The 21,557-nt window shown below is 50.6% G+C and carries 19 protein-coding genes; 9 read left to right on the top strand and 10 right to left on the bottom strand.

What is annotated here, in order from left to right; all coding sequences use genetic code 11:
• Nucleotides 1-38: 38 nt before the first annotated feature.
• From BMW93_RS30625 to BMW93_RS30595, 7 genes are all read left to right on the top strand, one after another.
• Nucleotides 39-1,112 carry a peptidoglycan DD-metalloendopeptidase family protein gene (locus BMW93_RS30625; RefSeq protein ID WP_090385591.1) on the top strand — a complete coding sequence of 358 codons (1,074 nt, stop codon included), beginning with the start codon at nucleotides 39-41 and terminating at the stop codon, nucleotides 1,110-1,112.
• 12 nt (nucleotides 1,113-1,124) lie between these two features.
• Nucleotides 1,125-1,853, top strand: a complete 729-nt coding sequence (bshB1, locus tag BMW93_RS30620) for a bacillithiol biosynthesis deacetylase BshB1 (protein ID WP_090385589.1) — start codon at nucleotides 1,125-1,127, stop codon at nucleotides 1,851-1,853.
• A 96-nt stretch (nucleotides 1,854-1,949) separates the two neighbouring features.
• Nucleotides 1,950-2,519 (top strand): peptide-methionine (R)-S-oxide reductase MsrB, encoded by a 570-nt coding sequence (gene msrB / locus BMW93_RS30615; RefSeq protein ID WP_090385586.1) that lies wholly within the window; start codon nucleotides 1,950-1,952, stop codon nucleotides 2,517-2,519.
• A 227-nt stretch (nucleotides 2,520-2,746) separates the two neighbouring features.
• Entirely contained in the window at nucleotides 2,747-3,946 is a 1,200-nt protein-coding gene (locus BMW93_RS30610) for a DUF4856 domain-containing protein (protein ID WP_177194246.1), read from the top strand.
• Between the two features lie 85 nt (nucleotides 3,947-4,031).
• Nucleotides 4,032-5,156: an imelysin family protein gene (locus tag BMW93_RS30605; RefSeq protein ID WP_090385584.1), complete on the top strand. Its 1,125-nt coding sequence runs from the start codon at nucleotides 4,032-4,034 to the stop codon at nucleotides 5,154-5,156.
• 9 nt (nucleotides 5,157-5,165) lie between these two features.
• On the top strand, nucleotides 5,166-6,515 hold the full coding sequence (locus BMW93_RS30600) for an HTTM domain-containing protein (protein WP_090385581.1): 1,350 nt from the start codon (nucleotides 5,166-5,168) through the stop codon (nucleotides 6,513-6,515).
• Nucleotides 6,496-8,916, top strand: a complete 2,421-nt coding sequence (locus BMW93_RS30595; RefSeq protein ID WP_090385578.1) for a TonB-dependent receptor — start codon at nucleotides 6,496-6,498, stop codon at nucleotides 8,914-8,916. The genes BMW93_RS30600 and BMW93_RS30595 overlap by 20 nt, the downstream gene beginning before the upstream one ends.
• A 10-nt stretch (nucleotides 8,917-8,926) precedes the next feature.
• Here BMW93_RS30595 and BMW93_RS30590 read toward each other — a convergent pair whose 3' ends face one another.
• From BMW93_RS30590 to BMW93_RS30575, 4 genes are read right to left on the bottom strand one after another with little or no spacing between them, the layout of a single operon-like run.
• A complete protein-coding gene (locus BMW93_RS30590) occupies nucleotides 8,927-9,313 on the bottom strand; it encodes a VOC family protein (protein WP_090385576.1) in 387 nt (128 codons plus the stop codon).
• A gap of 36 nt (nucleotides 9,314-9,349) precedes the next feature.
• Nucleotides 9,350-10,048, bottom strand: a complete 699-nt coding sequence (locus BMW93_RS30585; protein ID WP_090385573.1) for a DUF3575 domain-containing protein — start codon at nucleotides 10,046-10,048, stop codon at nucleotides 9,350-9,352.
• A complete protein-coding gene (locus tag BMW93_RS30580) occupies nucleotides 10,045-10,809 on the bottom strand; it encodes an LVIVD repeat-containing protein (RefSeq protein WP_090385570.1) in 765 nt (254 codons plus the stop codon). Before BMW93_RS30580 ends, BMW93_RS30585 begins: the two co-directional genes overlap by 4 nt.
• 23 nt (nucleotides 10,810-10,832) lie before the next feature.
• Complete coding sequence (locus tag BMW93_RS30575) at nucleotides 10,833-11,372, bottom strand: hypothetical protein (RefSeq protein WP_229241028.1); 540 nt, start codon at nucleotides 11,370-11,372, stop codon at nucleotides 10,833-10,835.
• A 166-nt stretch (nucleotides 11,373-11,538) separates the two neighbouring features.
• On the opposite strand from BMW93_RS30575, the gene BMW93_RS30570 reads away from it, so the two are divergent.
• Entirely contained in the window at nucleotides 11,539-12,528 is a 990-nt protein-coding gene (locus BMW93_RS30570; RefSeq protein ID WP_090385564.1) for a c-type cytochrome, read from the top strand.
• Between the two features lie 1,062 nt (nucleotides 12,529-13,590).
• Nucleotides 13,591-14,307 (top strand): response regulator transcription factor, encoded by a 717-nt coding sequence (locus BMW93_RS30565; protein ID WP_177194245.1) that lies wholly within the window; start codon nucleotides 13,591-13,593, stop codon nucleotides 14,305-14,307.
• A 122-nt stretch (nucleotides 14,308-14,429) separates the two neighbouring features.
• Here BMW93_RS30565 and BMW93_RS30560 read toward each other — a convergent pair whose 3' ends face one another.
• The 6 genes from BMW93_RS30560 to BMW93_RS30535 form a co-directional block, all read right to left on the bottom strand.
• Complete coding sequence (locus BMW93_RS30560) at nucleotides 14,430-15,593, bottom strand: acyltransferase (RefSeq protein ID WP_090385559.1); 1,164 nt, start codon at nucleotides 15,591-15,593, stop codon at nucleotides 14,430-14,432.
• A gap of 531 nt (nucleotides 15,594-16,124) precedes the next feature.
• Entirely contained in the window at nucleotides 16,125-16,829 is a 705-nt protein-coding gene (locus BMW93_RS30555; RefSeq protein WP_090385556.1) for a pseudouridine synthase, read from the bottom strand.
• A gap of 111 nt (nucleotides 16,830-16,940) precedes the next feature.
• On the bottom strand, nucleotides 16,941-17,672 hold the full coding sequence (locus BMW93_RS30550) for a DUF1361 domain-containing protein (RefSeq protein ID WP_229241026.1): 732 nt from the start codon (nucleotides 17,670-17,672) through the stop codon (nucleotides 16,941-16,943).
• Between the two features lie 70 nt (nucleotides 17,673-17,742).
• Complete coding sequence (locus BMW93_RS30545; protein ID WP_090385553.1) at nucleotides 17,743-19,158, bottom strand: DEAD/DEAH box helicase; 1,416 nt, start codon at nucleotides 19,156-19,158, stop codon at nucleotides 17,743-17,745.
• A 341-nt stretch (nucleotides 19,159-19,499) separates the two neighbouring features.
• Nucleotides 19,500-19,865 (bottom strand): DUF779 domain-containing protein, encoded by a 366-nt coding sequence (locus BMW93_RS30540; RefSeq protein ID WP_090385549.1) that lies wholly within the window; start codon nucleotides 19,863-19,865, stop codon nucleotides 19,500-19,502.
• A 7-nt stretch (nucleotides 19,866-19,872) separates the two neighbouring features.
• Nucleotides 19,873-21,426: an aldehyde dehydrogenase family protein gene (locus BMW93_RS30535; RefSeq protein WP_229241024.1), complete on the bottom strand. Its 1,554-nt coding sequence runs from the start codon at nucleotides 21,424-21,426 to the stop codon at nucleotides 19,873-19,875.
• Nucleotides 21,427-21,557 lie beyond the last annotated feature (131 nt).

Below are 21,557 nucleotides of genomic sequence, written 5' to 3'. Positions count from 1 at the left end.
TAATAAGCACCAGCGTAGTCTGATTTGGTATTATACTTATGAAAGTAAAGCTTATTGTCTGTTTGCTAATGGCCGTGTGTCTGATCTCCTGGAACACGCAAGCGCAAGAGCGAGGAAAATTCCGAAAAAACCCCAAGATCAACCAGTCGGGCAATAATGCCAACGATGGCCCCACTACCAAAGCCACGCCTCAGCCCGAGGACGAATACGAGGTAGAAACCTCCAACCTGAAATTCCAGAGCCAGTTCGAACCGGTCAAACCGCTGAACCCCGTCGTGAATGAAGATACAACCACCATTGACGAAGGGGAACCCGAAGTAGTGATCGCCGAAGATTCTGTGCTTGTTGCGGATGAATGGGTAAAGGCTGCCGAATACTACGTGATCTGGGACGCCCGCACGATTAACCCCTACGGCCTCAAAGCGGAAGATTTTGACGAGCCGGTGGACCTCAAATTATACGACCAGGCCGCCAACCGCATGTGGGCTGCTCCTATGGACCGCACACCGGTAACCTCCCACTTTGCCTACCGCTGGGGTCGCTGGCACAACGGTACCGACCTCGACCTGGAAACAGGCGATTCGGTACGCAGCACCTACGACGGTATGGTCCGGATTGTAGCCTGGGACGGGAGCGGATACGGCCGGTTTGTGGTAGTAAGGCATTACAATGGCCTGGAAACCCTTTATGGTCACCTTTCCAAGCAAATGGTGGAATCAGGCCAGTTGGTAAAAGCGGGAGAAGTAATCGGTTTGGGAGGAAATACAGGCCGCAGCTCCGGCTCGCATTTGCATTACGAGAACCGTTATGAAGGTAACCCGTTCGATCCTGAACATATATTCGACTGGCCCGGCGCAGCCATTAAGTCTGACCACTTCCTGCTCACCGCCTCGGCATGGAGCCACATCCGTGGCAAGTCGAGCAAAAGCGAATTTGAAGCCGGCGACGCGCCTAAGGCCTATTCCCGTTCCATTTTGCACAAAGTACGCTCGGGTGACACCCTGGGCTCCATTGCTTCACGTTATGGCGTGAGCATTTCATCCATTGCCCGCAAAAACCGTATGTCGACCCGCAGCACGCTGCGGATCGGCCAGAAACTGCGCATCAAATAGTCCGAAACAATCATGAAATTAGATATCCTTGCCATCACAGCCCACCCCGACGACGTGGAGCTGTGCTGCGCCGGTACATTGCTCGCGCAAATGGCGCTGGGCAAAAAAGTAGGTATTGTCGACCTCACAAGGGGTGAACTGGGCACGCGGGGCACGCCCGAGGGCCGCATTCAGGAAGGCATCGATGCCGCCCGCATTCTTGGTATAGAAGTGCGTGAAAACGTGGGCCTCGCAGATGGTTTCTTCAAAAACGACGAAGCGCATCAGAAAGCCATTATCCCTTTTATCCGTAAATACCGGCCTGAAATCGTGATCACCAATGCAATCGACGACCGCCACCCCGATCACGGGCGCGGCGGCGCGCTGGTGGCCGACGCGAGTTTCTATTCAGGCTTGCGCATGGTCAAAACTTACGACGAGCAGGGCAACGAACAGGAAGCATGGCGACCGAAACAAATTTTCCACGCCATTCAGGACCGCTACATTAACCCGGATTTTATTGTAGACATTACTGCTTTTCACGATCAGAAAGTCGAGGCGGTCAAAGCATTCAAAAGCCAGTTTCACGTGCCAGGATACAAAGGCGAAGGCGAGCCTCAGAGCTATATCTCCTCCCCCGAATTCCTCGAATTCATCATCGCGCGGGCCCAGGAAATGGGCCACGCGATCGGTGTGAAATACGGTGAAGGCTTCACGACCGCGCGCAAGCTGGGCGTACGCGACCTCTCGGTATTCATCTGATCAGCGTTGTGATACTTTTGTTATAAAATTCGGGGAATTTGTTTGACCTGTGCGAGCGTTTTAATCGTATATCTTGAAAAAACAGATCATAAACGCATGAAAAACCTGATAATGGCCGCCATTGCGGGAGTGTTTGCCCTTACGCTGCAAAACTGCTACGGACAATCCTCCTCCGACCAGGGCAAACCGGCCTCCAAAGCACCCGAATATTCGCATACAGAAACGGCGCCCGTCAAAAAAAGCAACGACGACTGGCAGAAGATCCTTTCGCCCGAAGTCTACAACGTAGCGCGCCTCAAAGGCACCGAGCGACCGTTCACGAGCGAATACGAGCATTCGAAAGAGATCGGCACATTCTACTGCGCCGTTTGCGGTAACCCACTTTTCAAAAGCGACGCCAAATACGAAAGTGGTTGCGGCTGGCCCAGCTTCTTTGAGCCGATCAGCAAAAAATCCATCGTGGAAGCAGCAGATAACAGCCTCGGAATGCGCCGCATCGAGGTCATGTGCGGCCGTTGCAAATCGCATTTGGGCCACGTTTTCGACGACGGACCACCTCCTACCGGCTTGCGGTATTGCATTAACGGTGTAGTGCTGGATTTTGAAAAGGCCAAAACTGCCGAGAAGAAATTTAATAGTAAGAAGAAAGGGGAAAGCGGAAGCTAACGACTTGCTTCGTAATTAGTGAGTAAAAGGGACATTCCTCGAATGAGTAGTCAAACGACTCTCATTCAAAGCGGAATGTCCCTTTTGCTTTTTGGTCCCAAAAACTTTTCACCTGCTTTGTCTTATAATTTGTTCCAATTCTAAATAATATCTATGTTTGCGGAGGTTTATAATTATTCTAAATAAACCACAGAGTTACATCCCTAACAAAACGCTTACTGGATCAAATGCTACACTACAATTTCAAGTTGCGGGCTATATTGTTCGCCTCTGTTGTTGCGTTCGGACTTATCTCCTGCTCGGATGACGACGAACCTACACCTCCCGGACAGCAAGACCTTCGCACCAAAATCGACTATGCGAAAGTAACGGCCACCACGCCTTACAAGGCGCTGTTTATCGACGCCAAAGGCGATACTACGGCCGATTTGAAGTCTGGTACCGACCGTTACAGAATGTTCCAGGCATTGAACTACTACCTCGGCAGCGCCGTCCGCGATTCGGCGACGCTCGACGCGGCTGTCATGAAAAACATGTTTGCGAATAGCGGTAACCCGTTCAAGGATATTAAATCAGGAGCTGTTTTGGTGAATGGTAACGATCTGAACGCATCGGGTGTGCAGCTTCGTAACATCACGGCATCGTCCAAATCTGCCGCGGAAGCTGAAACTAACCGCGTCGCATTGGAAACCTACTTTGCACAAATCGCCGAAGCCAGCAAATCCGTGAAGGCGAAAGCTGAGAAGGGAAAGGCCGGCAAGCTGGGTAACTACCTGGTGGATGCAAAAGGAATTGAAATCGCGCAGATCATTCAGAAAGGCCTTATCGGCGCTTTGCAATTGGATTACATCGGTAATATCCAACTGGACAAAAACCTCGAAGCCGATAACAAGACTTTGGTTTCAGGCAAAAAATACACTGCTTTGGAACACAACTGGGATGAAGCATTCGGCTTGCTTACGCCCAACCCTATCTTCCTCGAAGGTGCGACAGACGCTGCCAAAGGCGCCAAAGCAACCGAATCGTTCCTCGGCTCTTACCTTTGGGAATACAACAAGGCCAGCTACGCCAAAATCCACACTGCATTCCTGAAAGGCCGGGTGGCAATCGTTAACAACGACAAAACGGAACTGAAAACGCAGGCTACTTTCATCCGTACCGAGATGGAGAAAGCAATCGCCTCTGCGGCATTGGGCTACCTCGGCAAATGGAAAAGCGGTACCGACGACGCAACCCGCGCACACGCCATGGGCGAAGGGCTGGGTTTCATTTACTCGCTCCGCTTTGCGACCATCAACGGTGCCGATGCTGCATTTTCCGACGCGATCTTGCTCGGCCTGATCGGTTCGCCAAACGGCTTCTGGGATCTGACCAACGACAAGATCAACGCAGCTTCCGACGCCATTACCGCGAAATTCAAGCTGTAACGGCTCATATTACCTTTATTCAAATGGGTGGATCGGCAATTTTGTCGGTCCACCATTTGTCGTTTAAAATCTAATCTTTGATAAAATGAAAAAGTACTTCGCGCTCCTGCTGACATTGCTTTTCCTTGGCTGTTCGGGCGGAAGCGATAAGCCCGACCCACAGCCGACGGACGAAGGGAAAGACCGGTCGGTAATGCTCAAAGCCCTGGCCGAAAACATTATTGTCCCCTCCTACGATCAGTTCAAAACCAAATTCGACCTGATGGCGGTAAAATCGAAGGCATTCACGGCTAAGCCCGATGCACAGACTTTGGGCGAGTTCCGCAACGCGTGGGCTGACGCATACGTAGCATGGGAGCGCGTAGAACTGTTCGATTTCGGTCCGGCCGAGAAACAGACGATCCGCAACTTCTTCAACATCTATCCTGCCAGCGAAGCAGGTATTGCAGCCAACATCACCGACCCGACATCGAGCCTCGAAGTACCTGCATCCTACCCTACCCAGGGTTTCCCGGCGCTCGACTACCTCATCAACGGCCTCGGCGCCAACGATACGGCCATTCTTGCACAATACACCGCCGACAAAGACGCCGCCAAAAAGCTCGCGTACGTTACCCGTGTGATCACGCGCATGGAGTCGCTGCTGGGCAAAGTGATCGGCGAATGGAAGGGCGAGTACCTCAATACATTCATCAGCAAAACCGGCCTCGACATTGGTTCATCCACTTCTCTGATGGTCAATGGTACCGTGCTGCATTACGAGCGCTACATTCGATCGGGCAAGTTCGGGATTCCTTCCGGCGCTATGGCCAACGGCATTCCGGCACCTGAAAAGGTAGAGGCGTTTTACAAAAAAGACATTTCCAAATCACTCGCGCAGGCGGCGCACAGAGCCTATGCCGATTTCTTCAACGGAAAACATGCAGTTACCGGCGAAGCAGGCCCCGGCCTCAGAAGTTACCTCGATGCATTGGGCGCGAAGGATAGCGGTACCGGCAAATCGTTGAGCGAAAGCATTAACACACAATTTCAAGTCGCTACCGCCAAGCTCGACGCATTGAAGCCTAACCTGTACGAAGAGGTCAAAACCAACAACCAGGCCATGAAAGACACGTACACCGAAATGCAAAAGGCCGTACGCATGCTGAAAGTCGATATGACTTCCGCCATGAGCATTACCATTACCTACACCGACAACGACGGCGACTAGTACCGAACAATGCGGGCATATCTGCAAAAATATACCTCGGCAGCTCCCCTGGCCGTATTCAGGGCCATTTTCGGCCTGATGCTGGTCATCAGCACAGGCCGTTTTATGGTTTTGGGGTGGGTCAGGGAACTGTATATCAGCCCGCAATTCTTCTTTCCGTTTTATGGTTTCGAGTTCGTAAAACCGCTGGGCGAATGGACTTACCTCCTGTTCGCGGTTTGCGGCATTTCGGCGTTGCTTGTCGCCATCGGCTGGCATTACCGGCTCGCCTCCGTCGCGCTTTTCCTGAGCTTTACCTATATCGAGCTCATGGACAAAAGCACCTACCTCAACCACTACTATTTTGTGAGCCTACTGTGCTTCATGCTCATCTTTTTGCCCGCGAATGCGATGTTTTCGGTAGATGCGCGGCAAAATAAAGCATTACGGGCTGGTCAAATTCCCGCCTGGTGCATCGACAGCATTCGGGTGATCGTATGCATGCTGTATTGCTACGCAGGCATCGCCAAGCTCAACAGCGACTGGCTTCTGGAAGCATTACCCATGAAAATATGGTTGCCGGCCAAAAACGACACGCCGGTCATCGGCCCCCTGTTCAATCATTTGGAGACTGCCTACATTTTCAGCTGGATAGGCTGTGTTTATGATCTAAGTGTAGGTTTTCTGCTCTGGAATCGCCGGACCCGGCCATTTGCCTACACGTCGGTGGTAGTGTTTCACTTGCTCACTTCATTGCTTTTCCCGATCGGCATGTTCCCGTACATCATGATCGTAACCGCGCTGGTATTTTTCCCTGCTACATTTCACCAGAAGCTCATCGACGGCTTCGGGCGTGCATTCAGGCTACAAACGGCCATCACAAAGCCGACAGGCCGCTACCGGTTTCCCACATTGCTGCAACCGGCTGTCTACACAGTTTTTATATTGTTTTTTGTATTCCAAATCATCTTCCCTTTCCGGTATCTGCTCTATCCCAACGAGCTTTTCTGGACAGAGGAAGGTTATCGTTTTTCTTGGAGGGTTATGTTGATGGAAAAGGCTGGTTACACGCAATTTACCGTCATGGACGCCACTGGAAAACACCGGGTCGTCAACAACAACGATTTTCTCACACGCTTGCAGGAAAAAATGATGTCGACCCAACCCGACATGATCCTGCAATACGCCCATATGCTACGCGACCATTATGCCGCGCGCGGCTTCACGCAACCACAGGTGTACGTGGACTCGTATGTAGCCCTGAACGGGCGCACCGGCAAACCATTGGTCGCGCCGGACGTGGATTTGGCACAGCAAAGCGACTCCTTCCGACACAAATCCTGGATTACCCCATTCAACAATGAAATTAAAGGTCTATAAATTTTTACCCCTCCTGCTGCTGATTGGCAGTATTTCCATGGCGCAAACCAGGCTGTCCGGTCGCGTTTTTTCCAAATCCGATTCCACAGCCATCAAAGGCTGCACGATCTTTCTGAACGAAAACCTCACGACTGTTACGGACGAAGAAGGCAGGTTTGCATTTACCTCCGTCCCAAATGGCAACTATACCCTGCAAACAATGCTGTCGGGTTACCGCATTGAAAAAAAGCAATTGAATGCGCGCGGTAAAGACATGCATTTCAATCTCTATCTGACCTCCTCGGAACAAAACCTGGACGAGCTGACCGTGAAGGAAAAAGCAGCGGATTTCGGTTTCTCGCGGTTGCGGGGCGTGGAGAGCATGGGGATTTATGAAGGCAAAAAATCGGAAGTGATCACGCCGGATCAGCTGGTAGCCAACCTATCGACCAACAATGCGCGGCAAGTATATTCACGCGTGGCCGGGTTGAATATCTGGGAAAACGAGGGCGGCGGTTTGCAGCTCAATATCGGTGGTCGCGGCCTGGACCCGAACCGGACGGCCAATTTCAACGTACGGCAGAATGGCCATGACATCAGCGCCGATGCCCTCGGCTACCCCGAGAGCTATTATACCCCTCCTATCGAAGCGGTCGGCAAGATCCAGATCGTGCGCGGCGCGGCTTCGCTGCAATATGGTACGCAGTTTGGCGGGTTGATCAATTTTGTGATGAAAAAACCGGTTCAGGATCGCAAAATAGAGGTAGTAGCACGGCAAAGCGTAGGCTCGTTCGGCTTTTACAATGCATTTACCAGCGCCAGCGGGACCGTAGGAAAATTGAGTTACTACACTTTTTTTCAATACAAAAGGGCCGACGGCTGGCGTGCGAACTCCCGTTTCAATAACTATACTTTTTATACCGATCTCGATTACAAGCTGTCCGAAAAAACCAGTATTGGCCTCGATATCACACACATGCATTACCTGGCCAAGCAGCCCGGCGGACTTTCGGACGCCATGTTTGCCGAGAACCCCCGTCAGACCAACCGCGAACGCAACTGGTTCAACGTCAACTGGAACATGGCCGCCCTGCATTTCGACCACCGTTTTAATGCGGGCAACGAATTCAACCTGCGCATTTTCGGGCTGGCTGCCAACCGGTACTCGCTCGGTTTCCGCCCCAACCGCGTCGCGACGATCGACGATAACAGCGAGCGCGACCTCATTAAAGGTGATTTCACTAACTGGGGAGCCGAGGCGCGTTACCTGAAAAGATATTCCGTTGCCAAGAAAATGTCGGTGCTGCTGGTAGGCGGGCGCTATTATTATGGGTACAACCACAATTTGCAGGGATTGGGTACCAAGGGGAAAGACGCTGATTTCACATTCGTAGAACCCGACCGGTTCATTACCTATGACTACCGCTTCCCGAACCGCAACATTGCGCTTTTTGCAGAAAACATCTTTTACATTAACGACAAGGTATCCATTACACCGGGCTTGCGTTTTGAATACATTAAAACCACCGCGGACGGCTACTACGGCAACATCGCGCGCGACCTCGCGGGCAATGTCATCAACATCTCGCGCACCGACGAGTACCGTACCAACGGCCGGCATTTCCTGCTTGCCGGCATCGGGATCGGGTACAAGCCTGTTGAGAAGGTGGAACTTTACGGCAACATTTCCCAAAACTACCGTTCGATCACATTCAGCGATATGCGCATTGCAAACCCGTCGTCTGTCATCGATCCGAATCTGAAAGACGAAAAAGGTTACTCCATCGACCTCGGTGTGCGCAGCCATCAGACCACATTGTTCAATTACGACGTGAGCCTTTTTTACCTGAATTATGACAACCGCATTGGCGAAGTGCAGTTCTATGACGAAAGCAACCGCGTATTGCGGCTGAGAAGCAATGTCGGCCAGGCCATTATCATGGGTGTGGAGTCCTACGCCGAAGCCGATTTCCTCAGGCTCGCGCGAAGCGGGAATGCGGATTGGAGTGGCGTCCTGTTCGGCAATGTCGCATTCATTAAATCAGAATACAAACACAGTGAAATTCCGGGCGTGCAGGGCAACCAGGTGGAATTTGTACCGAAAGTCAACCTGAAAACCGGCTTGCGGCTGGGCTACAAAAAGTTGAAAGGTTCATTCCAGCTCACGCACCTCACCGACCAGTTTTCCGAAGCTACCAATGCTATCGACGGCGGTGTATCATCGGTAGTCGGGCTTATTCCCGCTTACAAGATCATGGACGTGAGCCTTTCCTACGAATGGAAGCGGTTCCGCGCCGAGGGTAGCGTTAACAACCTGACCAACGAAATGTATTTCACCCGCCGCGCAACAGGCTATCCCGGTCCGGGTATCCTGCCGTCCGACGGGCGCGGCTTTTACCTGACATTGCAGGTCAAAATATAATTCTGGAAAACTAGGCGACCGGTGCAGAATGCAGCGCAATGCGGTTGCCTTCCGAATCGATGAATGCCGCCATATAGCCGTATTCGGGGCTGATCTGCGTTTTGGGGACGATCACCGTGCCGCCGGCACCCGCCACGCGGTCGAGCACGATCTGTACGTCCGGGTTCGCATTGAGGTAAATCAGCGGCCCCTCGCTAGCGGATGGTTTGTGGAATCCACCGCTATACACGAGCGCCCCGCCTACGCCCGTCGCCATATTATCGATCGGGAACATGCGCATTTTGAGGTTCGGCGTGTCGAGCGGGAAGAATTTGATCTGAAAAATCGCTTCGTAAAAAGCGGTAGCGCGATCGAGGTCGGTGGTTGGGATTTCAAACCAGCTGATAGCATTGTCCATGGTTCTCCGATGTTAAGGTATTGAATGGTAATGTACTCAATCCCTGCGGTATTTTCCCAAAATAATCCCCAAATGGAAGCCCATGACCGCGCTGGGGCGAAGGTCGCTTTCATTGGGCCGGAGGAATTCCCATACGTCATCGATTCCGCGGACTTCGTAGTCGGGTACCCCGGGGGAGTGCGAGGTGTTGAAAATATGCCGGAATCCGATACCTGTGAAGACATCAAATACGAATCGGTTCGATTTAATAAACTGCCAGCCGAACCGCGCGTGCCCCGCCACAACGTTCTTATCGATCCGGACGTCCTGGTTTTGAAAAAAGCTGCATGGTCCCCACGGTCCGCTGCAATCCTTCCCTATCCATTGAGATTCCCTCAACACCACTTTTTTGAACAGAAACTCAGGCCCGACATAGGCGCGCATCCTTCTCTTCTCCATAAAATACCACCTCAAATGGGTGCGGCTTTTAAAGGTTTGCTTATCCACGTCATTATCGTCGTTCTGCCAGGAGCTCATTCGCGAAGGACCGTAGCCGAGGTCCTGTTGCAACGCAAAATTTCCCTTACCCAGAGGTATTTCAACGCCAAACTGAATGGTGTTGTCGAAATCGAACATCGCCGCCGGCGAATATTTGATAATGACGTGCCGCTTGGTCGTTTCCACATCGAACGGCTGGGCGAAGGAATTTCCCAGCGTACACAGCAATACAAAGAAGATAAAAAGTGTACTTCTCATAGGACCGGAATCTTGCTGAGATATTGCAGGCTATCCGAATCGTCGTATTTGTATTGGAACAGACCTCCCTTGCCGGTAACGATCAGCTGGTTGCTACGCACGATCACATCGTAGGCGGGTACGTCCTGGAAGAACTGCTTTTCAATGGGCACCTTTGGATCGGTAATGTCCATCATTCGAAAACCTCTGTCACCCTCACACACGAACAGTTTGTTTCCTGACACGCCCAGTCCGTAGGGCGAGTCCATCCGCTGGCTCCCTACCATCCGCGGGTTGGACGGGTCGCTGATATCCACCACGTCCAGCGAGCTGAAAGACCCTGCGGGCCGGCAGTTCGTACCCGCCCGAAGCGTCACGTAGGCATACTGCCCCTGCACCACCACCGGGTCGCAGGAAACCACATGGGTGTATTTGGACGTTAGCTCCGGCGCATTGGGTTTGCTGTTATCATAAATGTACATGGCATCGTTGGAGCCGATGAAAAGCTTGTTCTGATATGGAAAAATGGTCTCAATTCCCACACCGAGATTCTTCGTCACCGTTTTTGTCGGATTTTGGCCATCATTGATATCGTACACTTCGAGCGATTCCTTCGAAACGATGTACAGTGTGTTCCCTGTAATGGCGAACCGTGCCATAGATCCGCCGGTGCCCGTTTGAGGGCTCGGGGCGGAATCGGAGCTATCGCCGCATGCATTCAGCAGGAGCATCAGGCCCGCCACGGCAAGCCCCAGGAACAGGAAGGGTATCAACTTTTTCATAGCTAATAAATGGCTTTTAATGATTACCGGTAACATTTGGGCTGCTGTTCCATATCCACCTTTTCCCAATCCACCACGACGCCTTTTTTGAAATCGGCACATTCGAAGTAAATGCCGGTCAAAGGTGGATAATCATGAACAGGAATGACATTGGGAATGCTTTTCGTGACCTTGGGGGCCTTGGGATCCGCAATGTCGATAACGAGCAGGTTCGAGAAATTGTCGGCATAGAGCCAGTTATCCTTAACCGCAATATCATAGTTGCCCAGGATGGAGACAAATGAAAGGTTTTCAGGCTTTTTCGCGTCGGAATTGTCGACAATATGAATGCCCTTGCCGACCTCATTGATAAACAGGTAACGATCGTATGTGTAGATTTTGCCAGGCGTTTTGAGCGCCTGCGCCGCCTGGACTTCGATCTTCGATATTTCTTCGGGATTTTTATAAACAGGCCGGTAACCCGTGCCATTGAATTTCTCATTGCCTACAAATGGCTCCGATTCCCTCGGATAGCACGAAAGCATCAGCAATGCAAGGCAGCTTGCGCGTAATATTCTTTTCATGGCAGCGATCGGGTTAGAATTTCGAGTTTTTAGACACAATGTTGCATTTAAACGTTGCAAGCTTCTTCTCCAATTTTCCGTAAATAACTAAGTATTTGAGCTTTATAAGAATTTTTGTACCTTTTGACCCATCCTCAAATTCACCATTTACTGTCACCCCTCTGTTATGAAAAAGCTGCTCAAAATCGTGGGCATTCTCCTTTTGGTGCTCATCCTGGCCGCCGCGGCCGCCGCCACCTATGTAAAAACCGCACTACCCGACGTGGGCGAAGCCCCGGTAGTGACCATTGAAAAGACGCCGGAACGGATCGCACGCGGCGAGTATCTGGCCAACCACGTCAATGTCTGTATGGATTGCCACAGTACCCGCGACTGGTCGTTGTTCTCTGCCCCGCTGGCGGCAGGCAATTTCGGCGGCGGCGGCGAGCTTTTCAGCCGCGACATGGGTTTCCCCGGCGTGTTTTATGCCAGAAATATCACGCCGTACGGCATCGGCAAATGGACCGACGGCGAGATTTTCCGGGCCATTACCACCGGCACAAGCAAGGACGGCCGCGCGCTTTTCCCCATCATGCCCTACCTGAACTACGGCCAGCTCGACCAGGAGGACATTTACAGCCTCATCGCCTACATACGCACACTCGCGCCCGTGCAGCACGACATCGACGCGCCAGCCTACGACTTCCCGGTCAACATCCTCATCAATACGATGCCTGCGAAAGCCAATCTCGCAAAACGCCCCGCTGAAACCGACCAGGTCGCCTACGGACGCTATATGGCCACTGCGGCCAGCTGCGTGGAATGCCACAGCAAACGCGAGAAAGGCGAAAAAGTACCCGGAACGGAATTTGGCGGCGGGATGGAATTCATCATGCCGAATGGGATCACCACCTCCGCAAACATTTCACCCGACAAAACCAACGGTATCGGCTCCTGGACGGCCGACGCATTCGTAGCGCGCTTCAAACCCTACGCCGATTCCAGCTACAAACCACACAAAGTCGGCCCGAACGACATGAATACCCCCATGCCATGGACGATGTACGCGGGCATGAAGGAAAGTGATTTGCGTGCGATTTTTGCCTACCTGCAAACTGTGAAGCCCCAGAGCAACAAGGTGGTCAAATTCAGGCCACAGCAAGTTGCAGCCAACTAAAACAAAAAATGGGGATCTGCATTGCGCAAGATCCCCTTCCTTATATCGTTGAGTAAAATCGATATGAATGTAGTGACCTAATTCGAGGTTTAGGTTGTAACTCCTGTTACATTCTACAACATAATTACCTATCGGTCAGCACTGTAAAACTCCTTCACAACGTCTCCACGACAGCAATTCATCCGAAGCATCGACGTGTAGAAGTAATAGTACTCTTGCATTTCATTCGTCATTAACTTGCAGGTTACAAATACTACATTCCCGGGCCGCCCTATTCGACTCGATGAGCCATTTTGCGTATATCAGGGAACGTTACGATTTGTATTATTTTGATTGCGCCTGCCTGGGGACTACCGCCCAACATAGCAAACATCTAAATGTAAGAAGCTCGCATTCAACAAATTGACACACGCCACGACGGTCCGCACAGACAAAATAAAACTTTCCAATTTATTAATATAATTATTTTAATAATTCTTCAAATAATTACAATATACGTCAATTTGCGATTTGTGATAATAAAGTTTGTTGTATAGTTTCAACCAAACATTTTCTTTTTTTGGGGCACTGGTCCCGCATTTTCACGCACTGATATCCATATCCGATCAACGTATTTCGATGATCCGCGAAAGCAGGCTTCCGACGATTGTCACAGCTGACTTAGGATATGGTGACCTGATAAATTGAGATTTTATTCAACGTTAATTTATAAAAGATGTCACCAGCAACCATTTTCCTTACCGGCCGACCGGGCCGGATCTCTTCACCGATCACGCAGCAACAATCGGCATCTCCTGACGATCGGCCGTCCCAATGCACAGTCGGGTACACGCATTAGCCGCCTGGCGCTCCCTGCCCATTTTCACCGCCTCATCCCTGGAAATCGCTGCTTAGAATCAGCGTCGAGATTTTCATGGCAGAAGCTGTCCGAATCTCTTTGACGGGATCTCGGCTTCATTCGGTGCATTCATGGGTAAGGAACGGCGTGTTTGTATTTTCTCACAAAATCACCAACCCATTGGCAGGCAACACATTAATCGCCTGTCCTTAAACCCTCCAACAATGAAAATAGCATTGATCGATAGCCATCAGATCTTCACGGAAGCGCTCAGAATGAATTTGTTGACCTCATTACCCGACATTGAATCGATAGATCATTATAGTTCAATCCAGGCATTCGTGGCGGAAGCCCGCGAGGCGACGCCGACCCTTGTGATTACCGAGCTTTGTTTTAATGGTAAATACGATAAAGGTGTGGATGTTATCTTCCGCCTGGACTCCGAGAAGACCAAAATAATCGTCTTGACCTCCCTGAACGACGATTGGCTGATCAGAAGCTACATGCGGTTAGGCGCAAAGGCTTTTCTGACCAAAACTTGTCTGTCCCAGGAGCTTTTTGCCGCCGTAGCACAAGTACAGAAAGGCAATCTGTTTTTATCGGAAGATGTTCAGAAGATACTATCGACGGGAATAACCACGGGTGCGCCGTCCGTCGAATATTTGTCGAGCGTCGAACGGGCCATTCTCGAAGCGCTGTCGAGGGACGAACCGTTCAAGACGATCGCCAATAACCTGAAAATTTCCATGATCGAGCTAAAATACCATCGCAGGATGCTGATGGAGCGGTTCAGTGTGAAGCATTTCATCAGCCTCGTCGAACTTGCCAAGAAGCCAGGAATCCTGAAAACGGAAAGTACTGGAAATAAGCACGATGCTGGCCTGCGCGGAGGAAAACCCCTTTCCAGATCACCTCACAAGGAGCTTGCCATGCGTGTTTGATGCTTTGATAGTTCACTTTCCTGAATGAATCTTTCTTTTAGGTTTAGCACCTGTCGGTTGCAACGCTCAGCGACGCTTCCAACAAGGTGCTACCTAGTGACGATTGAAGAAAGTGATATATCTTATACGTTTACAACCAATTGTTGTTCCTTAGTCGTAATAACCCGTTTGCCAATATTAATGAATGGCTTTTCCAGATATTGATAAAGTAATGTACCAATCACAAAATTCACCCCCAGGAAAAGGAATAATGCTAAGGCTCCCGTTAAATATTTATTCAACCCGAGAGATATGGCGAAATGAATGATGCCCGGCATCACTATCATGTGAATGAGGTAGAGCGAATAAGATACGTCAGCGCCCCATTTTGACACCTTTCCGGAGAAAACATTCCTGGTTATTTGCAATGGAGAACTTATCCAATTATAATGAATATCGTCGGCAAACATAAATAACACGATGATCATCAACACGCCCGTCGATACGATTCCCATTACCGGTGCAGCAAGCACAATTGATACTGCCAATAAAGTCCAGGAAGATCTTCTCATCAGCACGTTTGATATCAGCATCCCAAAGTAGAAGTAAATTAGCTTGTGTGTTATCATCGAAGGTGCCCCCAATGATATTAACGACCCGCTACGATTCCAGTCTCCGAAAATAATAGGCGATAAATAGAGGCAGACGAGACTTATTACAAAAAAGGCTATCATCGCTGTATTTTTCCCACGCAGTAAAATGACAAAAAGTATCGGAAATATTGCATAAAACTGCATTTCCAGCGACAGACTCCATGCCGGGCCCAATATACTTACATTCTGACCAGGAATAAAGCCATGTAAAAATGTAAGATGCGTCAACAGATCAATGTACCCGGGTACATTATTAATGTTATATGTGGTTGTAAATACGTTGCTGTGCCCGGCGAAAAATTCATAGTTTGAATTTACCCAGGTCGCATTAAAACTAAAAAGACAATAGGCGGCGATAATTCCCAGCAGGTAAAGCGGATATATTCTAAAAAGGCGGCGCAAGTAAAATTTCATTGCAGTACTGCGCTCTGTTGGTGGCTCTTTGTTTTCCCTTAATGAATAGTGATACATCATAAGAAACCCAGTAATTACCATAAATCCATCCACGGCGGCACCGTTGTATAATACTAAACGGCCAATAATAGGTATGTCAAGAAATGATTCCCCGCCCATATACTTATAAAGGTGCCCCACTGCCACCCATAGCGCTAGTACAAGACGTACGCCATCTAAAAATTTTGTGTTGTGCTTCATTAGGCTTTTGATTGAAATGCCAACAAAATTGATGCTGGAATTATTGACTAGATAGAGTAATCACAAGTGAATTTACCGTTGACGTCGAGCAACGCCCTCCACAACGCGATATCCCCCGTTTTGATTTGAGTACATCGATTGCGTAATTGAGTTGCCAGTGATTCTGGCAGCAGATAACCAATAATAGAAGTTTGAACTCTGGCGGCTGGTTAGCGCGTCGGATGAGGTGATTGCTGCATTAACGAACCCAGCATATGACATCCCAGTTCGCTGCATGTGCCTGGTACTAGCACGGGTAAGTGGAATTGGGTCCAAAACCGGCTTCAATGCAGCCACGGCCGGTCGGATGACCCGAGAAGTTTTTAACAAAATCTTAAAAGTTTACGTTGAGTGTCTTGCCTTTTAACAGTCCTAAATGCAATGACTTAGCCACATTCAGAAAACATATTCAAAAGCATGGGCAAATATAAGGCTTTTTTGCCAACAGCGGAATTCAATCATATTACCTGAGTGACTAAACACGGCGTCTGCCTATTCCCGGACACCTTCCGCATTCAAATCCAAAGCATTGAGCATTCGCACGAACTCCGGTTGAAACGGCGCTTGTATCTTCACGGGCCCACCACTCACAGGATGCACAAACCCCAACTCCACCGCATGCAGCATCATCTGCATCATATTCAAATGCTCTTTAAAGAATCGGTTCTGCTTGTTACACCCGTGCGGGCGGTCGCCGATGATCGGGTGCAGGATATGCGCCATGTGTTTCCGGAGCTGGTGCATGCGGCCTGTGACGGGGTTCAGTTTCACGAGGGAGTAGCGGCTGGTGGGATGTTGTCCAATGGCGAAAGGCACTTCGGTGCGCGTTAATGTTTCGAAACGGGTTACTGCGTCCTGCGTTACGCCGTCATCGCGCTTCAATGGGTAATCGATTTCACCGGCGTCGGGCGTGTATCCCCGCACGATCGCGTGGTAAGTCTTGGTGACCTGTCCTTCCATGAATTTGCGCTGCATTTCACTGTTGGTCGCTTCGTCCAGTGCGAATAGTAACACACCCGAAGTTTTGCGGTCGAGGCGGTGGACGGGGTACACTTTTTGCCCCAGCTGGTCTCGGAGGAGTTGCACGGCGAACTCGCTGGCATCGCTGGCGATGGGCGAGCGATGTACGAGCAGGCCATTGGGTTTATTGATCGCAACCAAATGCTCGCATTGAAATAAAATTTCTAACGGGTCCATTCTGAAATTTAAAAGCGGGGAATTTTATCCCAAAACAGGCGGCTGATGTGTTGAAAATCGTCAATGGAGAGGTCGCCACTCCCGGTCCGCAACACTAACACTCATCACGAACTAATTGGATTCGGGGTTCTTTCTTGAATGGCGGATACGGAACCGGATCACACCCCACAATACAAGGTACAGTATCCCGAGCAGCATCCCGATCTCCATCGCAAATACCCAGGCCGTCCGGTCGAGCAGACTTTCGAAGAGGTGATTGATAATAGCTTTTGGCTCGTGGATGATGTCCCAGCTGTTCATCCTGCGCACCCGACCGAGATACACGCCAAAGCCTGCGAGCGGAAGACTGATGAGCAGCAGGGTGTTAGCCGACTTCCGCCCGAATACCCGGCGCCAAGAGCGATGGGTCCAGTAGAGCGACACCAGACCGTTGAACAGGCTCACCTCGGCGTAGGAAAACAGCATAATGGTGTCGTGCCAAGTGAGGTCGCGCTGGTAATCCACGGTAAGGTGTGCAAGGTCCGTGATCATATAAGGCGCATTCGGGAAGAATGCCAGCCAAGCAATGCTGAACAGGGCCAACACCACCGGAATATGCCCGAAACGCTTCGTGAGATTATCTGCTAAGAAGGCGATAATGAGCGGTATCCAGCTCAGGAAGAGGTTCCAGTCGAGTGAAAAATCAACCGGGGAGTTGAAAAGGATGCGGACAAGGTGGAAAAATACCGCAAGCAAGCTTAGAAGCAAAAGCAGCAACAGCGAAAACAAGCCCTCCATCGTGATGATGGGAGGATCGGATACGCTGAATTTATAATTCCTTATCCAATCTATCAAACGGTCCAAGTGTACGTAATTTAAGTTCTTTCATGACGAATAAGCAAGACAAACAATGCTCACGTCTGACTAACTCTGATCAAGAGGCCTGTGCCTCAGTAGGGTTTACGGTTTGCGGCTGATCCTTTTTCGGCCTCCTCCGCTTATTTCTGCGTTTCGGTTTGCGGTCTGCTTCCGCCGAAGGCGCTACGCCTTCGACCGGTGTGGCGGTTACGCTCGCCGCCGCGCTGGTGTCCCGGGGCCTTGCGTCGCGGTGTGGTTTCCGCGCGGTTGGAGCTCCGTGTCCATCCTTCTTTTTCTTATTCCTGTTGTTACCATTACGTACTCCGGAACGAAAGCGTTGCGGCTCGAATACAGGAGCCTCGCCCAGTCCCAATTCCGCGGTGACGGATTTTTTCTCCAGTTCCTTCTCAAAAAGCCTTTCGATCTTCAATACATACTTCTGATCTTGCTCATTGATGAACGTCATGGCAGTACCTTTTGATTCGGCACGTGCCGTACGCCCTATACGGTGCACGTAATCCTCTGGGTCGCGGGGAACGTCGTAGTTCACCACATGGCTGAGATTATCAATATCTATGCCGCGGGATAGTACATCGGTCGCGACGAGGATCGGGAACTGTCGGTTTTTGAAATCGCGCAGCACAATTTCGCGCTCGCCCTGCTCCGAATCGGAGGAAATGCCGTGCGCACCCAGGCCAAGTTTCCGCAGCGCCCGCACGACCGGCTCCACATTGGATTTGCGCGAAGTAAATAACACCATGCTGATGTTTTCGACGCCTTTCAGCAAATGCATCAGCAACGGCAGTTTCTGCTCGTCTCTGGCCAAGTAAAATTGCTGGTCGATCCGGTCGGCAGGGCGCGATACCGCCAGCCTGATCTCTTCCGGATCTTTCAGGATGCGTTTGGCCAGCTCGCCGATCTTGGAAGGCATCGTGGCAGAGAACATCAGCGTCTGCCTTTCCGTTGGCAGGTAACTCATGATTTTCATAATATCGCCCAGGAAACCCATGTCGAGCATACGGTCGGCCTCATCGAGGACCAGGTGCCGCAAGTCACGGAAATGGACGTAGCCCAATTGCAAATGCGCGATAAGCCGGCCCGGTGTAGCGATAATGATGTCGGCGCCCTGCGTCAATGCTTTTTTCTGCTGGTCCCATTCGGGGCCTTTGTTTCCTCCATACACGGCAATGCTGGTAGCACCCACAAAATAACCCAGCCCCTGTATTTGCTGGTCGATCTGCACGGCAAGTTCACGGGTAGGCACCAGAATCAGTGCACCGGTATGCTCGTTGGCCTCGTGGGCTACCTTGTCGAGAATGGGGATTAGGTACGCGGCGGTTTTGCCGGTTCCCGTTTGTGCGCAAGCGAGCAGGTCTTTGCCGCTGATAATGTGTGGTATAGCCTGCTCCTGGATAGGCGTTGCCTGTTGGTAGTTCATGGAATCCACGGCGTTCAGCACGTCTTCGTGGAGTTCAAATTCGTTAAAATTCAAAATTCAGCTTTTAAAATCCATAAATCCGCTGATTTACAGATGTGTTATAGATATAGCTGACCTTGATTTTCCCAGTCAGCAAACCGCTCGATTTGAACAAATATAACCAATAAGTGCTAAAACGACAAGAAAGGTGCGAAACCATCGTGTAAAAGATTAACTACACGGGTTGGCCAGGTGTGGTCATTTATAGTCAAGTGTAGTCAGGTATAGTCGGGTATTGTCATTGGGAAAACAATCCCTGACAAAACCTGACTACACTTGACTACACTTGACAAAACCTGACTACACCTGACTACACTTGACTACCCCTGACTACACCTGCCTTTAATATGCGACTTTCAGACGTCGACTGCCGTCAGATCACCGGCTTCTTCCGGCGTGTAAAGCCTCGACCGGGTGATAAAACGCACGCCTAATGGTATTTCCAGCGAGAAACTCGCGCCGCGGCCTGGCACGACATCGATCGTCAGTTGCGTATGCTGCCAGTATTCGAATTGATCTCGGCTCATAAAAAACTCGCAGCCCCCTATTTCCCCCAATAACACGTCGCTATCCGACACGCGGAACTCACCTTTCGGGAAACACATAGGCTGCGAGCCGTCACAACAACCTCCACTTTGATGAAACATCAGCTCCCCATGCACCTCCCGAAGCCGATTCACGACTTTTTCGGCTTCGGGAGTGATTAATACGCGCTCTGTCATAATATCCTCAGAAAAAGCCCAGCTTATTCTTGTCGTACGAAATCAGCATGTTTTTCGTCTGGCGGTAGTAACCCAGCATCATTTTGTGGTTTTCCCGGCCAAAGCCCGACTTTTTATAGCCGCCGAACGGAGCGTGGGCGGGATAGGCGTGGTAGTTATTCACCCACACCCTACCCGCCAGAATCGCCCGTGGTACCTGGTAAATCTCGTGCGCGTCACGCGTCCATACGCCAGCGCCCAAGCCATAAAGTGTATCGTTGGCTATGGCAATGGCTTCTTCGGTGGTTTTGAATGTGGTCACACACACCACCGGACCAAAAATCTCTTCCTGGAAGATCCGCATTTTATTATGGCCTTTAAAAATGGTGGGCTGAATATAGTAGCCACCGGAAATGCCATTTTCAAAAGTCTGTGCGTCGCCGCCGGCGAGTACTTCCGCACCTTCTTCCTTGCCTATTTTGAGGTAGGACAAAATCTTTTCGTACTGATCGTTCGAGGCTTGCGCGCCCATCATCGTGGTGCCGTCGAGCGGATGGCCCATTTTGATCGCTTCGGTACGCTGGATAACCCTTTCGATGAATTGGTCGTAAATACTTTCGTGCACGAGCATACGCGACGGGCACGTACATACCTCGCCCTGATTCAATGCGAACAGCACCGCTCCTTCGATCGCCTTGTCCAGAAACGCGTCATCCGCATCCATTACCGACGGAAAGAAGATATTAGGCGATTTACCGCCCAGCTCCATCGTCACCGGCACGAGGTTGTCGGACGCGTACTGCATAATGAGCCGTCCGGTAGTGGTTTCGCCCGTAAATGCGACTTTGGCCACGCGCGGCGACGATGCGAGCGGTTTACCGGCTTCCACACCAAAGCCGGTAACAATATTGAGCACGCCCGGAGGCAGGATATCCCCGATCAGCTCCATTAATATCATGATCGAAGTCGGTGTTTGCTCGGCAGGCTTCACCACCACGCAGTTACCGGCCGCCAATGCAGGCGCGATTTTCCAGGTCGCCATCAGCAACGGGAAATTCCAGGGGATAATCTGCGCCACGACACCTAACGGCTCATGCAGGTTAATGCAAACCGTATTTTCATCATGCTCCGAAACACTGCCTTCCTCGGCCCGGATCACGCCCGCGAAGTAACGGAGATGGTCGACACAAAGCGGCAAATCAGCGGCACGGGTTTCCCGGATGGCTTTCCCATTGTCTATGGTTTCGACAACAGCCAGGTATTCCAGGTTATCTTCAATCACCTGCGCGATTTTCAGAAGCAGGTTGCTGCGGTTGGCCGCCGAAGTTTTGCTCCAAGAAGGGAACGCCGCATGCGCCGCGTCGAGGGCCGCTTCCACGTCTTCCTTTGTCGAACGTGCAGCTTTGGTGAACACCTGGCCGTCTATCGGCGAGACGTTTTCGAAATACTCGCCTTTGGCCGGCGCTACGAACTGGCCGTTGATATAATTATCATATTTTTCCTTAAAATCAGGCCGTTTAGCCAGATTTTCACTGCTGTACGTCTTACTCTCAACTGCCGGTTTTTCGGTGATCGTATCCATGATTAAAGGTTATATTTAGAAATGATTGATGATACAAACCTAGCTGAGCAGGGCGTTAATCATTGGCACGATCGTGTCAAGTGTTAGGATAATTATCTCATTTTTTCAAAAAACAATTATATTTAAGAAAT

The organism is Dyadobacter sp. SG02, assembly GCF_900109045.1.
GTDB lineage: Bacteria > Bacteroidota > Bacteroidia > Cytophagales > Spirosomataceae > Dyadobacter.
The sequence above is the reverse complement of the archived record's forward strand: the minus strand, read 5'-3'. Positions and strand labels throughout refer to the sequence as shown.

What these genes read in the sequence shown, in the direction of transcription:
- BMW93_RS30625 (WP_090385591.1), top strand. Translation starts at nt 39, where the DNA reads ATGAAAGTAAAGCTTATTGTCTGTTTGCTAATGGCCGTGTGTCTGATC.
- bshB1 (WP_090385589.1), top strand. Translation starts at nt 1,125, where the DNA reads ATGAAATTAGATATCCTTGCCATCACAGCCCACCCCGACGACGTGGAG.
- msrB (WP_090385586.1), top strand. Translation starts at nt 1,950, where the DNA reads ATGAAAAACCTGATAATGGCCGCCATTGCGGGAGTGTTTGCCCTTACG.
- BMW93_RS30610 (WP_177194246.1), top strand. Translation starts at nt 2,747, where the DNA reads ATGCTACACTACAATTTCAAGTTGCGGGCTATATTGTTCGCCTCTGTT.
- BMW93_RS30605 (WP_090385584.1), top strand. Translation starts at nt 4,032, where the DNA reads ATGAAAAAGTACTTCGCGCTCCTGCTGACATTGCTTTTCCTTGGCTGT.
- BMW93_RS30600 (WP_090385581.1), top strand. Translation starts at nt 5,166, where the DNA reads ATGCGGGCATATCTGCAAAAATATACCTCGGCAGCTCCCCTGGCCGTA.
- BMW93_RS30595 (WP_090385578.1), top strand. Translation starts at nt 6,496, where the DNA reads ATGAAATTAAAGGTCTATAAATTTTTACCCCTCCTGCTGCTGATTGGC.
- BMW93_RS30590 (WP_090385576.1), bottom strand. Translation starts at nt 9,313, where the DNA reads ATGGACAATGCTATCAGCTGGTTTGAAATCCCAACCACCGACCTCGAT.
- BMW93_RS30585 (WP_090385573.1), bottom strand. Translation starts at nt 10,048, where the DNA reads ATGAGAAGTACACTTTTTATCTTCTTTGTATTGCTGTGTACGCTGGGA.
- BMW93_RS30580 (WP_090385570.1), bottom strand. Translation starts at nt 10,809, where the DNA reads ATGAAAAAGTTGATACCCTTCCTGTTCCTGGGGCTTGCCGTGGCGGGC.
- BMW93_RS30575 (WP_229241028.1), bottom strand. Translation starts at nt 11,372, where the DNA reads ATGAAAAGAATATTACGCGCAAGCTGCCTTGCATTGCTGATGCTTTCG.
- BMW93_RS30570 (WP_090385564.1), top strand. Translation starts at nt 11,539, where the DNA reads ATGAAAAAGCTGCTCAAAATCGTGGGCATTCTCCTTTTGGTGCTCATC.
- BMW93_RS30565 (WP_177194245.1), top strand. Translation starts at nt 13,591, where the DNA reads ATGAAAATAGCATTGATCGATAGCCATCAGATCTTCACGGAAGCGCTC.
- BMW93_RS30560 (WP_090385559.1), bottom strand. Translation starts at nt 15,593, where the DNA reads ATGAAGCACAACACAAAATTTTTAGATGGCGTACGTCTTGTACTAGCG.
- BMW93_RS30555 (WP_090385556.1), bottom strand. Translation starts at nt 16,829, where the DNA reads ATGGACCCGTTAGAAATTTTATTTCAATGCGAGCATTTGGTTGCGATC.
- BMW93_RS30540 (WP_090385549.1), bottom strand. Translation starts at nt 19,865, where the DNA reads ATGACAGAGCGCGTATTAATCACTCCCGAAGCCGAAAAAGTCGTGAAT.
- BMW93_RS30535 (WP_229241024.1), bottom strand. Translation starts at nt 21,426, where the DNA reads ATGGATACGATCACCGAAAAACCGGCAGTTGAGAGTAAGACGTACAGC.